At 70.5% G+C, this 14,742-nt stretch carries 12 protein-coding genes and 1 pseudogene; 10 read left to right on the top strand and 3 right to left on the bottom strand.

Annotated elements, in window-relative coordinates; all coding sequences use genetic code 11:
- The 8 genes and pseudogenes from ACWDX9_RS49340 to ACWDX9_RS49375 form a co-directional block, all read left to right on the top strand.
- Window positions 1–878, top strand: a pseudogene (locus tag ACWDX9_RS49340) (hypothetical protein); the annotation flags it as partial.
- Window positions 879–998: 120 nt separating this feature from the next.
- A complete protein-coding gene (locus ACWDX9_RS49345) occupies window positions 999–1,187 on the top strand; it encodes a hypothetical protein (RefSeq protein WP_364243552.1) in 189 nt (62 codons plus the stop codon).
- 71 nt (window positions 1,188–1,258) lie between these two features.
- Complete coding sequence (locus ACWDX9_RS49350; RefSeq protein ID WP_350731167.1) at window positions 1,259–1,741, top strand: (2Fe-2S)-binding protein; 483 nt, start codon at window positions 1,259–1,261, stop codon at window positions 1,739–1,741.
- On the top strand, window positions 1,738–4,098 hold the full coding sequence (locus ACWDX9_RS49355; RefSeq protein WP_449968055.1) for a xanthine dehydrogenase family protein molybdopterin-binding subunit: 2,361 nt from the start codon (window positions 1,738–1,740) through the stop codon (window positions 4,096–4,098). Before ACWDX9_RS49350 ends, ACWDX9_RS49355 begins: the two co-directional genes overlap by 4 nt.
- Window positions 4,095–4,949 (top strand): FAD binding domain-containing protein, encoded by an 855-nt coding sequence (locus ACWDX9_RS49360; protein WP_449968058.1) that lies wholly within the window; start codon window positions 4,095–4,097, stop codon window positions 4,947–4,949. Before ACWDX9_RS49355 ends, ACWDX9_RS49360 begins: the two co-directional genes overlap by 4 nt.
- 82 nt (window positions 4,950–5,031) lie before the next feature.
- Window positions 5,032–5,760 carry an SRPBCC family protein gene (locus ACWDX9_RS49365; RefSeq protein WP_449968061.1) on the top strand — a complete coding sequence of 243 codons (729 nt, stop codon included), beginning with the start codon at window positions 5,032–5,034 and terminating at the stop codon, window positions 5,758–5,760.
- Between the two features lie 109 nt (window positions 5,761–5,869).
- Window positions 5,870–8,500 carry a CDP-glycerol glycerophosphotransferase family protein gene (locus ACWDX9_RS49370; RefSeq protein WP_449968063.1) on the top strand — a complete coding sequence of 877 codons (2,631 nt, stop codon included), beginning with the start codon at window positions 5,870–5,872 and terminating at the stop codon, window positions 8,498–8,500.
- The gene (locus ACWDX9_RS49375; RefSeq protein ID WP_449968066.1) at window positions 8,497–9,561 is read left to right on the top strand and encodes a glycosyltransferase; all 1,065 of its coding nucleotides are present in this window, start codon (window positions 8,497–8,499) and stop codon (window positions 9,559–9,561) included. Before ACWDX9_RS49370 ends, ACWDX9_RS49375 begins: the two co-directional genes overlap by 4 nt.
- Window positions 9,562–9,570: 9 nt before the next feature.
- Here ACWDX9_RS49375 and ACWDX9_RS49380 read toward each other — a convergent pair whose 3' ends face one another.
- The 3 genes from ACWDX9_RS49380 to ACWDX9_RS49390 are packed head-to-tail and all read right to left on the bottom strand — an operon-like array spanning window position 9,571 to window position 12,953.
- A complete protein-coding gene (locus ACWDX9_RS49380) occupies window positions 9,571–10,608 on the bottom strand; it encodes a sulfotransferase family protein (RefSeq protein ID WP_364243568.1) in 1,038 nt (345 codons plus the stop codon).
- 20 nt (window positions 10,609–10,628) lie between these two features.
- Window positions 10,629–11,456, bottom strand: coding sequence for a CDP-alcohol phosphatidyltransferase family protein (locus ACWDX9_RS49385; RefSeq protein WP_449894485.1), 828 nt, complete (start codon window positions 11,454–11,456; stop codon window positions 10,629–10,631).
- A gap of 48 nt (window positions 11,457–11,504) precedes the next feature.
- A complete protein-coding gene (locus tag ACWDX9_RS49390) occupies window positions 11,505–12,953 on the bottom strand; it encodes a glycosyltransferase family 2 protein (protein ID WP_449968068.1) in 1,449 nt (482 codons plus the stop codon).
- A gap of 147 nt (window positions 12,954–13,100) precedes the next feature.
- On the opposite strand from ACWDX9_RS49390, the gene ACWDX9_RS49395 reads away from it, so the two are divergent.
- Complete coding sequence (locus ACWDX9_RS49395) at window positions 13,101–13,592, top strand: GNAT family N-acetyltransferase (protein WP_449968071.1); 492 nt, start codon at window positions 13,101–13,103, stop codon at window positions 13,590–13,592.
- A complete protein-coding gene (gene pseI, locus ACWDX9_RS49400) occupies window positions 13,589–14,632 on the top strand; it encodes a pseudaminic acid synthase (RefSeq protein ID WP_449968073.1) in 1,044 nt (347 codons plus the stop codon). Before ACWDX9_RS49395 ends, pseI begins: the two co-directional genes overlap by 4 nt.
- Window positions 14,633–14,742 lie beyond the last annotated feature (110 nt).

Consider the following 14,742-nt stretch of genomic DNA (forward strand, 5'->3'; position numbering starts at 1 on the left):
CCGGTGAGGACGCGCCCACCGCTGAGCGCGCGCCCGCCGGTGAGCGCGCGTCCGCCGGTGAGGACGCCAAGGTCACCGCCGAGCACCGGGTCCCCTCGTACCAGTCGCAGCCCAGAACCCGCCTCGACTACACCCCCTACGGCGAGCCGTTCGCGCCGAAGGGCCCCTACCAGCCGCTCGACCCGGCCAAGCGGGCAGCAGGCTACTCGCCGTACGACCCCGTCCTGTACGGCCGTCCGGTCCCCAAGAGGGAGCGGAAGCCGCGCCCGAGGTCGTTCATCGGCGCCATCACCATCCTGCTGGCAATCATCATTGGAGGGATCGTCGTGGCGGTCCAAGCCAGGTCGGCCGCCGGAGTGAGTCCGACCATCGTCGGCGGCGCCGTGCTCATCACGATCGGCGCCGGGCTGCTCATCGCCGCCTGGTGGGGACGCGGGGCCGGACTGGTGGCCGCGGGGACGCTCGTGACGGTCATCGTGGCCCTGGGCTTCGTGCTCGGAGGCATCCCGCGGAACATCGGCGAGTCGGACTGGGCGCCGACCAGCGTGACCCAGTCGAGCATGCTGTATGACGTCGGCGTCGGCGACGGGCGGCTGGACCTGTCGGAGCTGAAGCTGGAGCCGGGCACCGAGGTGACGTTCAACGCCGCGGTGACGATGGGCGAGCTGATGGTGATCGTGCCACCGACGGCCAGGATCGAGGTGCACGCCACCAACAAGGTCGGCGACATCAAGGTCGACCATTCGGTCCGGGGCGGCGTGGACGTGCGGTACGACAAGGTGCTCGAGCCCGAGGTCAAGCCAGACGGCAAGGTCTCGACCATCGTCCTCAACCTGCGGGGCGGGCTCGGGGACATGGAGGTGCGGCGTGCCGCGTGACGTCGAACGCCCGCGAGGGAGCGCCGCCGCCTGGACTGAGGAGCGTCGGGAGCGTAGCGACCAGAGCGACGAGGGAAGGCGGCGGACCCCAGTGACCGAGCCGCCGAACGGAGTGAGGCCATGAACAGGCGACGCCTGCACCGCACGGACTGGATGGCGCTGCTCAGCGGTGTGCTCTTTGTGGTTCTGGGCATTCTCATAGTGACACGCGCGATCACGGATCCGCTGGTCCTGATCGGGGTATTGGTGCTGGGACTGGCGTTCGCCGGGCTGGTGGCGATCATCGCGAGGGTGGTTCGCGGTAAGTAACCCTTGACCGGGAAAAACACCGGCGTAGTTTCGGGTGTGTCCGCCAATCCCCTGCTCCTGAGGGAGGACGTATGCCCCGAATCACCGTCACCGTCGACGGGATCAAGTACGAGGAGGACGTGGAGCCGCGGCTCCTGCTCGTACATCTGCTACGAGAGCGGCTCGGCAAGACCGGCACCCCCATCGGGTGTGACACCAGCAACTGCGGCGCCTGCACGGTCATGCTCGACGGCAAGAGCGTGAAGAGCTGTTCCGTGCTCGCCGTGCAGGCCGACGGCTGCGAGGTCCTGACGATCGAGGGCCTGGGCGTCAACGGGTCGATGCACCCGATGCAGCGGGCCTTCCACGAAGAACACGCGCTGCAGTGCGGTTACTGCACGCCCGGCATGGTCATGGCCGCGATAGACCTGCTCAGGGAGGATCCCGAGCCGTCGGAGGAGACGATCAGGGAGGGCCTGGAAGGCAATCTCTGCCGCTGCACCGGCTACTGCAACATCGTCAAGGCCGTCCGCCGGGGCGCGCAGGAGATGGGGCGGGCGGTGACCACGCCATGACCGTCCAGCAGGAGGCCGGCCAGGAAATCGGCCGAGAAATCGGCAGGCCGAGGAAGCGCAAAGAGGACGCCAGGCTCCTGACGGGGCGCACGCAGTGGACGGACAACCTCGTCCGGCCGGGCATGCTGCAGGTGATGTTCCTGCGCAGCCCGATGGCGCACGCCCGGATCACCAGGGTGGACGTGTCGGGGGCGCGCGAGCTGCCCGGGGTCGTGGCGGCCTTCAGCGGCCAGGACTTCGCCGCCGAGCAGGGCAGCCTGCCGTGCGCGTGGCCGGTGAGCGAGGACGTCGTCATCCCCGACCACCCGCCGATGGCGGTGTCCGAGGTCAGGTACGTCGGCGAGGCCGTGGCCTGCGTGATCGCGACCGACCGCTACCGCGCCGCCGACGCGCTCGAGGCCATCGACGTCGAGTACGAGCCGTTGCCCGCGGTCCTCGACATGAACGATGCGCTGACGGACGGCAGCCCGAAGGTGCACGAGGCCGGCAACAAGGCGTTCAGCGTCAAGATCAACTCCGGCGACCTGGAGGCCGCGTTCAGGGACGCCCCCGTCGTCATCGACCGGACGTACATCCAGCAGCGGCTCATCCCGAGCGCGATGGAGCCGCGGGCGGTCATGGCCGACACCGACGGCGACGCGTTCACGATCTGGTCGTCCACGCAGATCCCCCACGTCCTGCGGGTCATGCTGGCCGTCGTGACCGGCATCCCCGAGCACAAGATCCGCGTGATCGCCCCCGACGTGGGCGGCGGGTTCGGCTCGAAGCTGCAGGTCACCGCGGAGGAGGTGCTCTGCCTGCTGCTGGCCCGCAAGCTCGGCAGACCGGTCAAGTGGACCGAGTCCCGCTCCGAGGGCAACCTGACCGTGCACCACGGCCGCGACCAGATCCAGCACATCCGGCTGGCCGCCGAGGCCGACGGGCGCATCCGCGGGCTGCAGGTCGACCTGCTGGCCGACATGGGCGCGTACCTGATGCTGGTCACGCCGGGCATCCCGCTGCTCGGCGCGTCGATGTTCAACGCGATCTACAAGATGGACGCGTACGAGTTCGGCTGCACGGGCGTGTTCACCACCAAGATGCCCACGGACGCCTACCGGGGCGCGGGGCGGCCCGAGGCCACGTTCGGCATCGAGCGGATGATGGACGAGCTGGCCGCCGAGCTGAAGATCGACCCGGTGGAGGTGCGCAGGCGCAACTGGATCAAGCACGACGAGTTCCCGTACACCACCATTTCCGGCCTGACGTACGACTCGGGCAACTACGAGGCGGCCACGGACAAGGCGCTGGCCCTGTTCGGCTACGACAAGCTGCGCGCGGAGCAGGCCGACCGGCGTGACCGGGGCGACCCGGTGCAGCTCGGCATCGGCGTCAGCACGTACACGGAGATGTGCGGCCTGGCCCCGTCCAGGATGCTCGGCGAGGCGAACTACGGCGCCGGCGGCTGGGAGCACGGCTCGGTGCGGATGCTGCCCACGGGCAAGGTCGAGGTCATCACCGGCACCTCGCCGCACGGGCAGGGCCACGTGACGTCGTGGAGCCAGATCGCGGCGGACGCGCTCGGCGTGCCGTTCGACGACGTCACGGTGCTGCACGGCGACACGGCCATCGCGCACAAGGGCATGGACACCTACGGCTCGCGCTCGCTCGTCGTCGGCGGCATCGCCGTGCTGAAGGCGTGCGAGAAGGTCAAGGACAAGGCCCGCAAGCTCGCCGCGCACGTGCTCGAGTGCTCGCCCGAGGACCTGGAGTACGCGGGCGGGGCCTTCAAGGTGCGGGGCACGGACGCGCAGAAGACGATCCAGGAGCTGGCCTACGCCGCGTTCACGGCGCACGACCTGCCGGAGGGCGTGGAGGCGCGGCTCGACTCCGACGCCACGTTCGACCCGGAGAACTACTCCTTCCCGCACGGCACCCACCTGTGCGCGGTGGAGGTGGACACCGAGACGGGCCTGGTGAAGATCCGCTCGTACGTGGCGGTCGACGACGTCGGCAAGGTCGTCAACCCGCTGATCGTCGAGGGCCAGGTGCACGGCGGCATAGCGCAGGGCATCGCGCAGGCGCTGTTCGAGGAGGCCGTCTACGACGCCGAGGGCAACCTGCTGACCACGACGATGGCCGACTACCTGCTGCCGACGGCGGCGGACCTGCCGGCGTTCCAGCTCGACCGGACCGAGTCCCCGGCGACCAGCAACCCGCTGGGCGTCAAGGGCGTGGGCGAGGCGGGCACGATCGCCTCGACCCCGGCCGTCGTGAACGCCATCGTGGACGCCCTGCGCCCGAGCGGCATCCACGACGTGCAGATGCCGTGCACGCCCGAACGCGTATGGCGTGCCATGGAAGGAGTGCGGCGATGATCCCCGCGCAGTTCGACTACGTGCGGCCGGGTTCGCTGGCGGAGGCCTGCCAGGAGCTCGCTTCCGACGAGGACGCCAAGGTCCTGGCGGGCGGGCAGTCGCTGCTGCCGCTGATGCGGCTGCGGATGGCGTACCCGTCGAAGCTGGTCGACGTCGGCCGGCTGCCCGAGCTGAAGGGCGTGCACGACCGCGGCGACCACGTCTTCATCGGCGCGATGACCACGCACGACGAGATCCTGCACTCCGGCGTCGTCCGGGCCGACTGCCCGCTGGTCGCGCTGGCCACCGCCCAGGTGGCGGATCCGGCGATCAGGCACCGCGGCACGTTCGGCGGCTCGCTGGCCCACGCGGATCCGGCGGGCGACCTGCCCGCCGTGGTGCTGGCGCTGGACGGCTCGTTCGTGGCCTGGTCGCAGGAGGGTGAGCGGGAGATCCCGGCCGCCGAGTTCTTCGTCGACTACTGGGAGTCGGCGCTGGGTCCCGGCGAGGTCCTGGTCGGGGTGAAGGTCCCGAAACTGGGCGCGGGCTGGGGCTTCCACTACGAGAAGTTCCACCGGACCGCCCAGGCGTGGGCGATCGTCGGCGTGGCCGCCGCCGTCAGGCGCTCCAACGGGTCGATCGCCGAGGCCAGGATCGGGCTGACGAACATGGGTTCGACGCCGCTGCGCGCCCACGCCGCCGAGACCGCCCTGGAGGGGGTGGAGCTGGGTGACCAGGTGCGCCAGGCGTGCGCGGAGGCGGCGGCCGGCACCTCGCCGCCGTCCGACCTGCACGCGCAGCCGGACTACCGGCGGCATCTGGCCAGGGTCCTGACCCACCGAGCGGTACGCACGGCGGCCGGATCGCCCTGACCACCGAGGTCCGAGGGGGCGCCTCTTCCGGGGCGCCCCACCCCGACGTAGTGTCGCAACCAGCGGGAAAAGGAGCGGATCGATGGCGATGCGGTTCGAGCACGAATTCACTGTTCCAGTTCCGATCGAGCAGGCGTGGGCGGTGCTGCTCGACGTCGAGCGGGTCGCGCCGTGCCTGCCGGGGGCGACGCTGGACATCTTCGAGGGTGACGAGTTCACCGGCAGGATGAAGGTCAAGGTCGGCCCGATCGTGGTGACCTACAAGGGCTCGGCCAGGTTCGAGGACGTCGACAAGGACTCCTACACGCTCACCATCCGGGCGTCCGGCAAGGAGGCCCGGGGCTCCGGCACGGTCTCGGCCACGGTCAAGGCCCGGTTGGCGCCGGTCGACGAGGCCACGCGGGTGACCGTGGAGACGTCGTTCAACGTGACCGGCCGGCCCGCCCAGTTCGGGCGCGGCGTGATGGCCGAGGTCGGCGGCAAGCTCATCGAGAAGTTCGCGGCCAACCTGGCCGAGCTGCTGTCCGAGCCCACGGTGGAGCTGGTCGCCGCCGCGCCGGGACCGGAGGAGGAGCTGGTCGCCGCCGCAAAGGGCCCGGAGGAGGAGCGGCACCTGACCGCGGTGCCGACGCCGCCCGAGCCGGAGTCGCGGCCCGCGGGCACGACCCGCACGTCGCGCACGGCCGACGAGGAGGCGCTGGACCTGCTGGAGATCGCCGGGCAGCCGCTGCTGAAGCGCCTGGCGCCCGTCGCGGGCGCGCTCGTGGCGCTGCTGGTCATCGTGTGGGTGATCCGCCGGCTGCGGCGCTGATCGCCTAAAGGGCTGATTTTCAGCAAATACTCCATCAAGTCCGGACACTTCGCCCAAGCTGGGGGAAGTCCCATTTCCGCAGGTGGTCGAACCAGCGGGGGGACGTGGGATGCCGGACTGCACCGTGGTCGTGATCTCCTACAACGACGCGGCCCGCCTGCCCAGGGCCGTGCGATCCGTGCTCGGGCAGTCCCTGCGCGACCTCGAAGTGATCATCGTGGACGACGCGAGCACGGACGGCACGCCGGAGGTGGCCGCCCGGCTCATGGACAGCGATCCTCGGGTGCTCTACCTGCGCAGGCAGGTCAACAGCGGGGGCTGCGGCGCGCCCAGGAACGACGGGCTCGACGCCGCGGCCGCGCCGTACGTGATGTTCCTCGACAGCGACGACGAGCTGCCCAAGCACGCCTGCAAGAGCCTGCTCACCGAGATCGAGCGGACCGGGGCCGACTTCGTGTCGGGGCAGATCTCGCGGCTGTTCGAGTCGAACGGGCGGCTGAGACCCTACTATCCCGGGCTGTTCGCCAGGCGGAGGGTGGTGGAGGGGATCCGCCAGGAGCCCGACCTGTTCCTCGACTGCTTCAGCACGAACAAGCTCTACAACGTGGGCTGGCTGCGGGACCACGCGCTGCGTTTCCCCGAGGACATCCATTACGAGGACCACGTCTTCTCGACCGGGCTGTACGCGGTCTCGCGCAGGTTCGCGATCGTGCCGTGGACGGTCTACCTCTGGCACCGGGCGGCGACGAACGACTCGATCTCGCTGAGCGTCGACGACCTGGAGAACGTGCGGCAGCGGGTCATCGCGGCCCGGCTGAGCGACGACGTCCTGCGCGCCCACGGGGCCGGGGACCTGGTGCCCCAGCGGCAGCGCCGGTTCGTGCGCCAGGACCTGCGGGTCTACCTCAACCCGCTGCCGGCGCGGGAGCCGGTGTGGGTCAAGGAGTTCGCCGCGGTGGTCCGGCCGTACATGGAGGAGATGCCCCGCTGGGTGCTGGAGGGGCTGGAGCCGCTGGACCGGGTCTGCTGCCAGCTCATCCTCGACGACCGAACCGAGGACCTGCGGGTGGCCGCGGCCTCGCTCACCGGGCCGAGGGCCGCCCCGCGGTCGGCGGTGCGGCTGAACGGGCGCACGTACTGGGGGACGACGGTCTCGCCCGGCATGGACATCACGAAGTTGCGGCTGGCCGAGCTGCCCTTCTCCGAGTCCAGGCTGCGGCACGAGCTGACGGAGATGATCTCGGACGGCGAGCGGGTGCGGATGACCGTGCGCACGTACGACCCGTTCGGGGCGCTGCCGCTGGACTGGACGGCGGTCCTGGAGCTCGGATCCCAAAAAATCCCGATAAAGCCGCAGCCGTCCGGCGGCGGAGGCTACGTCACCGACGTCGTCTGCAAGCCCACGGGCAGGTGCGAGCCGCGCATCGTCTTCACCAGGACCTCCGACGGGCACACCACGGCCGACCGCATCCTCGCCGACCCGCGGCTGCGGCCCGTCGAGCTGCCGGGATGCACGGTGAAGGCCGAGGGGTGCGCCGCGTACCTGTGCGTGCGCCCCGACTCCGTCACCCGCTCGGTGCTGCGGCGGGTCAAGCAGACGCTGATGAGCCGGCTCAACACGCCGGCGAACAAGCTGCGGGCCTACAAGCTGCTCATCAAGGTGGTGCCGCCCCGGCAGAACCTCGCTCTGTTCGAGTCCGACGTCGGCAAGGGCTACAGCGGCAGCCCCAGGGCCATCTACGAGGAGCTGCGCCGCCGCGACCTGCCGATCGACGTGGTCTGGTCGGTGGCCAAGGGGCGCCGGAACTTCCCGCCCGACGCGCGGCTCGTCCGGCGCGGGAGCTGGGCCTACGTCTGGACGATGGCCAGGGCCGGGATCTGGGTGGACAGCCACGGGTTCCCGCTGGACTACCCGAAGCCGCACGGCACCCGCTACCTGCAGACCTGGCACGGGCAGGGGATCAAGTCGATCGGGTTCGACGCGCCCGACCTGCGTACCGACTTCGACGGGCCGCGGGCGCAGTGGCGGGCCGCGGTCGCGCGGTGGGACGCGCTGGTCTCGCCGAGCGCCGAGTTCTCGCGGGTGTTCCTGCCGTCCAACGGCTATGCGGGGAAGGTCTACCGGTACGGGACGCCGCGGTGTGACGCGCTGGTGCGGGCCGAGCCGGCCGATGACGTGCTGGAGCGGCTGGAGATCCCACCCGGCCGAAAAATCCTGCTTTATGCGCCTACGTACAGGGATAGCGTCAAAGGCAGCGGCCAGTCCGTACGGGTGGATCTGGAGCTGCTGGCCGACGAGCTGGCCCGCGAGTGGGTGCTGATCCTGCGTACGCACCCGGTCGAGCGCTACAGCCCGCCCGAGCACCTCAAGCACTTCGTCCGGTCCGCCGGGTCGTATCCCGAGATCAACGACCTGATGCTGGCCTCGGACGCGTTGCTGACGGACTACTCCTCGGTGATGTGCGACTACGCGCTCACCGGCAAGCCGATGTTGTTCTACATCGACGACTGGGACGACTACCGGCTGGCCGAACGCGGCGTGTACCACGACCTGCCCGCCATCGCGCCGGGCCCGTGCGTGTCGACCACCGCCGAGCTGGTGGACGCGCTCAGGCGGCTGCCCGACCTGCACAACGCCTACGCCGGCCGGTACGCGGCCTTCCGCGACCTGTGGTGCGCCGACGAGCGGGGCGACGCGGCCGCCAGGATCGTGGACGACTTCTTCGAAGGCGCGCGATGAGCGTCGTCTTCGCCTGCGTGGACGCCGACACGCTCGGCGGCGTCCAGCGGGTGACGCACACCCTCGCCCAGGGGCTGGCCGGGCGCGGCCACGAGGTGCACGTGATCGGGCTGCACCGGGCGGCGACGCCGTTCCGGTACGTGGACCGCCCGCTCTACCACCACCACGTGATCAGCCGGCGGCCGGCGGAGTCGCAGGGCCTCCTGGCCCGCAAGAGAGCCGGCCGGCGGCTGAAGGAGTTGCTCGGGGCGATCCGGCCCGGCTACGCCGTCATGACCTCGCCGGCCGCGGTGGCCCGGGTGTCGAGGCTGCTGCCCGCGGCGTTCCGGCCGATCGGGCAGTATCACGGCTCGTACGACCACGCCCGCGGCTGCTGGCACCTCGGCTCCATCAAACGGCACTACCCCGGCCTCGACCAGGCGGTCTTCCTCAGCGAGGACGACGCCCGGATGTTCTCCGAGCACGCGCTGCTGCCCAACGCCTGGGCCCTGCCGAACCCCCTGGCCCACTGGCCGGAGGAGCTCTCCGCGCTCGACGCGCCCCGCGTCCTCGGCGTGGGCCGGCTGGAAGGGGTCAAGCGGTTCGACCGGCTGATCAGCGCGTTCGCCCGCTCGGGCGCGCCGCCCCCGTGGGAGCTGCACCTCATCGGCGACGGCACCGAGCTGGACCGGCTGCGCGAGCACGCGCGCGGGGAGGGCGTCGGCGACCGCGTGGTCTTCAAGGGGCTGGTGCCGAGCGACCGGATGCCCGCCGAATACCTGAACGCCTCCGTCCTGGGCCTGACCAGCGGGCACGAAGGGCTGCCCGTCGTGCTGCTGGAGTCGGCCGCGCACGGGGTGCCGTCGGTGGCGTTCGACGTGTCGGGCGGCGTGCGCTCCGCCGGGTCCCTGCTGGTGCCGCCGGGGGACGTGGACGCGTTCGCGACCGCGCTGGGCGGGCTGGTCGCGTCCTGGGAGGAGCGGCGGCGGCTGGGGGCCGACGCCCGCGCACGGGCCGAGGCGTTCCGCCTCGACCACGTGCTCGACGGCTGGGAGCGGCTGTTCGCCCACATTCGGCGCTAAACGGCGCTTTTAGACAGGTTCGGCCAGTTCCGCACGCTGCTGCGGCACGCCCGCCAGGGACCGCTGGCGCGCGGTGAGCATCGCGCCCACGGGGCTCGGCTCGCGCAGCCGGTTGAACCGGTCGCGCATCTGCTTGCGCATGCGGCTGGCCTTGCGCTTCTGCATGGTCTTCTGGCAGGCCGTCACGTGCTCCTTGGCCGGCTTGGGCGCGCCGGTCAGCTCGTACCCCATGGACTCCAGGCGGTCGCCGAGCATGTGCTCGCACAGCGCGATCTCCCAGTCGTCCAGCCGGTTCGCCCAGCTCCCGACGCGGCTGCGGATGACCTCGCCGTGCGTGTTGCTGTGCCAGACCTTGTGCTGGGGCACCGCCACGCTGGCCGCCTCGCGCGGGGAGATCATCGAGGCCGAGAACTCCTCGTCGAGGAAGTGGCAGAGCTTCTTCAGCTCGGTCATCGGGTCGTCGGTGAGGTCCTCGTACCGCAGCTCGTAGTACGTGTCCTCGCCCAGCGTGCGCTTGAGCCGGCCGCCCGCGTCGATGGCCTCGGCCCAGGTGGCGACCGCGTGGAAGGAGTCCAGCGTGTACCAGGGCATCTCCTTCAGCGAGGCCACGCAGTCGCGGCCGTCCCTGATGAGGTGGATGAACTGGGCGTCGGGGAAGAGCCTGAGCAGCAGGTCGACCTGCTTGACGTAGCTGGGCCGCTTGTCGCCCCAGCGGACCTTGTCGAACCGGTCGGCGTACATGCGGAAGGCCGTCCCGATCACCGATCCCAGCGAGCCGGGCCCCTCCACGGCCTGCCTGACGAAGTCGTCCTTGTCGATCTTGAGCTCACGGAACTTCGTGCTGCGGTCGGTCGCGATCCACTGCGCCAGCGCGCGGCGGCGGGAGACGATCCGCAGGTCGCCCCACGTCCGGCGGCGGTAGTAGGCGGGAATGAGGAATCGCGTCTCCGGCGGCACCGCCATGCGGGGGTGCGAGTGGAGCATGAGCTGGAGCATCGTGGTGCCGGACCGCGGACATCCAATGACGAAGACTGGCCGGTCGGACATTTCGTAGTAACCCCCGAAAACTAGACGAGAACGTGCTCTCGGCTCTCCTGAGAGGAGGGCACGCCGTGCCTGCGCGTGAAGCGCCACAACCGGTAGACAAGGAAGACCTCGTTGACCAGCAGCAGCGCCCCGGCCACCGCGGCGAGCGGGATCAGCGCCCATGCCCCCGCAAGGGGCGCGACCACGAACACCGCGGCGTGAAACTCGATGCCGCTGATCAGGTGCGAGCGGACCCGGTGCCGGGCCAGGAACCTGTTGAACCGCTTGGGGAAGCTGCGCGGCCGGCGTGGCCTCGGGACGAGCGCCACCCGCTCGAGAGAGTCGATGTCCTCCTCGGACTCGGGCTCCGGCTCGCGCTCCCCCCGCTCCTCCCTGACGGCATCGCGGACGCGCTTCATCTGCGGCGCGTTGACGTACCGGAAGAGGTCCAGTACGGCCACCGCCGCCCCGAGCACGACGTAGCGCACATCCGAGGTGAGGGCGTACTGCCCGTATGCCAGCCCCCCGGCACACAGGACCACCCTGACCCGGTCCCCCACGTAGTCGAGCCAGAGGCCGAACGGCGTGCCCGTGCCCTTCAGCCGGGCGATTTTGCCGTCCACGCAGTCGATCATGAAGCTGAGATAGAAAACCACGGCGCCCGCTACGTGGTGGTTCAGGGCGAAACAGGTGGCCGACATCGCACCGAGGACCAGCGAAAGCACGGTGAGGCCGTTGGGCGTCAGCTGGGTGTGGTTGGCGATGGGAAGGGCGACCCGGCAGGCGACCGGGTCCACGAAATAAACGGTCCACCAGGAATCTCTCCGCTTGCGTGTCTCGAAGACGTCATCGAGCGAATAGGTCCTCATGGACTCCAGCATGACCACGCGACGCGCCTGATCGATTACTGTCTGGAACTACTGGGTGATGTCCATGCCGCTTCTTGACCAACCCGGCACGGAAAACCGCCACGCGGAGTTCGCGTCCCCGTCCCTGAACCAGCTCTTGAGCACGAGGCCGCGGGTCTCGGCGCGCACCATGAGGCGCCAGGTCGGCCCGCCGCCTTCGAGCCGCTTGGGGTCGAAGGCCGCGGAGACGCCGTGGCGGCCGGCGCGCCGCACCTCCAGCGGCACCCGGCGACGGCCGTCGCTGAGCCACAGGCTGACCTTGCCGACCTTGCGGTCGACCCGGTGGATCGCCACCTGTCCGCGCAGGCGGTATTCGGACCCGGTCCACGCGCACTCCTCGACCCTGGCGACCACTTTGAGCTCGTCGCGGGCGTCGAACACCTCGTCGGGGATCCGGAGCCGGCGGCGCTTGCGGAAGAAGGGATAGTCGCCGTACCAGTTGGTGACGCGCAGCCCCCGCGGCACGATGCGGGTGCCGTCCTCGCAGGTGCGCCGGAACTCGCGTACCTTGCGCAGCTCGGCCACCAGGCCGCGCCTGACCAGGTGCAGCTCCAGGCGCCGCAGCGACGGCGCGGTGGCCAGCGCCTTCGGGCTCAGCGTGGCCAGCCACGCGTCGGCCAGCTCCAGCAGCGCCCCCGGCTCGTCGCTCCCCTCCAGCGCCTGGAACAGGAACACGATGTCCTTCTCCAGCACCAGCGCGTCGAAGCCGTCGAGCAGCTCCGGCGCCCGCTCGTCGAGGAAGGAGCGGACCGCGCGGATGGCGGCCAGCCGGTCCCACAGGTTGGGCAGCTCGGCCCGGCGCTGCGTGATCGAGGTCTCCCCCGCGTCCCGCTTGCGCCAGTGGTAGACCACGTCGCCGACCATGTCGACGCTGCCGGCCAGGACGTGCGCCTGCATGGCGACGGGCACGTCCTCGTAGATGCCGGCGGGGAAGGCCAGCGCGTTGCGCTCCCAGAAGTCGCGCCGGTAGACCTTGTTCCACACCGTACGGTCCCTGACCAGCACCTGCTTGTCGGTGATGTGAGTGCACAGCTCCGGCCGCCTGAACGCCTTCTCGTGCAGGATCGACTCCTCCAGCACGCCGTCCACGAGCCGCGCCACCGCGCCGCACGCCAGGTCGGAGCCGGTCTCCGCGAGCGTGCCGACGAGCCGCTCGTACGCCTCCGGCGGCACGACGTCGTCGCTGTCGGCGAAGGCGAGATAGGTGCCGCGGGCCTGCCGGATCCCCACGTTGCGCGCGGGACCCGGCCCCAGGTTGTCCCGCTGGTCGATGAGGACGAAGCGGCCGTCCCGCGCGACGAAGTCGGCGGCGACGCGCCGGCTGCCGTCGTCGGAGCCGTCGTTGACCAGGATGACCTCGATGTCGTCCAGGGTCTGGGTGGCCAGCGACTTCAGGCATTCCGTGATGTACGGCTCGACGTTGTAGATCGGGACGACCACGCTGAGCAGGGGGATCATCCGATTTGCTCCTTGGCTCTCGGGATGTGGGTTCGAGGGCAGCATGCCTTGACCACTCCGCGGATTCCGTGTCCCTGATCAGCTCTTTACCGGACGCATAATCGGCTACGTTGAGCAATTGATTGGACACCAACAGTAGGGGGAGAGGTGCTGAGAGGCGTCGAGGACAAAGATCTGCCGTCCATGCGGCGATGGCGCAACCATCCACGTGTCCGAGCGGCCAGCTTCGCCACGCACAAGATCGGAGAGGACGAGCACGCCCAGTGGTGGGAGGCCACCCGGGCCGACGTGCGCAAGCGCGTGCTGATCTACGAGCACGACGGAACCCCCTCGGGCGTGGTGACCTTCTTCGGGCTGTCGTCCGAGAGCGCCTCCTGGGGCTTCTACCTGGACCTGGAGGGGCTTGAGCAGTCGGGGGAGCTGCTGCGGGCCTGGATCGGCCTGGAGCGGGCGGCGATCGACCACGCTTTCGGGACGCTCGGCCTGACGACGTTGCGCGGCGAGGTGCTGGCCTGCAACGAGGCGGTCAGGCGGTTGCACAGGCGGTTCGGCTTCCTGGAGGTCGGGGCCTATCTGCGGGACGTCGACGGCGAGTCCCGCGACGTCGTTGCCATCCGGCTTGTGAAGGAGCAGTCATGATCTCCATCGAGGGGCGGCCGATCTCGCGGAACGACCCGCCGTTCATCGTCGCCGAGCTGTCCGGCAACCACAACGGGAGCCTGGAGCGGGCCCTGGCCATCGTGGACGCCGCCGCCGCGGCCGGGGCGCACGCGGTGAAGCTGCAGACCTACCGGCCCGACACGCTGACCATCGACTGCGACGGACCCTCGTTCCGCGTGGGCGACGGGCACGATCTGTGGGGCGGCGAGAGCCTCTACCGGCTCTTCCAGCGCGCCCACACACCGTGGGAGTGGCACCAGCCGATCTTCGAGCGGGCGCGCGAGCACGGGCTCATCGCGTTCTCCACACCCTTCGATCCCACGGCGGTCGAGTTCCTGGAGAAGCTGGAGGTGCCGGCGTACAAGATCGCCTCGTCGGAGATCGTGGACCTGCCGCTGATCAGGCTCGTGGCCGCCACCGGGAAGCCGGTGATCATCTCCACCGGGATGGCGTCGCTCGGCGAGATCCACGCCGCGCTGGTCGCCGCGCTGGAGGCAGGCACCAGCCAGCTGGCCCTGCTGTCCTGCACGGCCAGCTACCCCGCCTCCCCCGACGAGAGCAACCTGCGGTCGCTGATGGCGCTGAGCGCGCTCACCGGCGTGGAGGTCGGGCTCTCCGACCACACGCCCGGGATCGGGGTGCCGCTGGCCGCGGTGGCGCTGGGAGCGTGCATGATCGAGAAGCACGTCACCCTGTCGCGCGCCGACGGCGGGGTCGACTCGGCCTTCTCGCTGGAGCCGGACGAGCTGGCGGCGCTGGTGGTGGAGAGCCGGCGGGCGTGGCTGTCGCTGGGAGAGGTGATCATCGGGCCGCGGCCGTCGGAGCGCGAGGGGCTGCGCTTCCGCCGGTCGCTCTACGTGGTGCAGGACGTGCGCAAGGGCGACGTGGTGACCCCGGCGAACGTACGGTCGATCCGGCCGGCGGGCGGCCTGCCCCCGGACACGGCCACGGTGGTCATGGGGCGGCAGTTCACCAAGGACGTGCCCTACGGCACGCCGTTCACCTGGGATCTGATCTAAGGAGCGCGTCGGCGACGCGTTCCCTGCCCTTGCCGTCCACGAGGCCGCGACCCCGCCGCCCGTGCTCCTCGCGGGCGGCGGGGTCGGCGAGCCGGCGGGCGAGCACGCCG

The organism is Nonomuraea sp. NPDC003201 (assembly GCF_053590415.1).

Excerpts from the sequence above, each read along its gene's own strand:
- ACWDX9_RS49345 (WP_364243552.1), top strand. The coding sequence starts at position 999 with ATGAACAGGCGACGCCTGCACCGCACGGACTGGATGGCGCTGCTCAGC.
- ACWDX9_RS49350 (WP_350731167.1), top strand. The coding sequence starts at position 1,259 with ATGCCCCGAATCACCGTCACCGTCGACGGGATCAAGTACGAGGAGGAC.
- ACWDX9_RS49355 (WP_449968055.1), top strand. The coding sequence starts at position 1,738 with ATGACCGTCCAGCAGGAGGCCGGCCAGGAAATCGGCCGAGAAATCGGC.
- ACWDX9_RS49360 (WP_449968058.1), top strand. The coding sequence starts at position 4,095 with ATGATCCCCGCGCAGTTCGACTACGTGCGGCCGGGTTCGCTGGCGGAG.
- ACWDX9_RS49365 (WP_449968061.1), top strand. The coding sequence starts at position 5,032 with ATGGCGATGCGGTTCGAGCACGAATTCACTGTTCCAGTTCCGATCGAG.
- ACWDX9_RS49370 (WP_449968063.1), top strand. The coding sequence starts at position 5,870 with ATGCCGGACTGCACCGTGGTCGTGATCTCCTACAACGACGCGGCCCGC.
- ACWDX9_RS49375 (WP_449968066.1), top strand. The coding sequence starts at position 8,497 with ATGAGCGTCGTCTTCGCCTGCGTGGACGCCGACACGCTCGGCGGCGTC.
- ACWDX9_RS49380 (WP_364243568.1), bottom strand. The coding sequence starts at position 10,608 with ATGTCCGACCGGCCAGTCTTCGTCATTGGATGTCCGCGGTCCGGCACC.
- ACWDX9_RS49385 (WP_449894485.1), bottom strand. The coding sequence starts at position 11,456 with ATGAGGACCTATTCGCTCGATGACGTCTTCGAGACACGCAAGCGGAGA.
- ACWDX9_RS49390 (WP_449968068.1), bottom strand. The coding sequence starts at position 12,953 with ATGATCCCCCTGCTCAGCGTGGTCGTCCCGATCTACAACGTCGAGCCG.
- pseI (WP_449968073.1), top strand. The coding sequence starts at position 13,589 with ATGATCTCCATCGAGGGGCGGCCGATCTCGCGGAACGACCCGCCGTTC.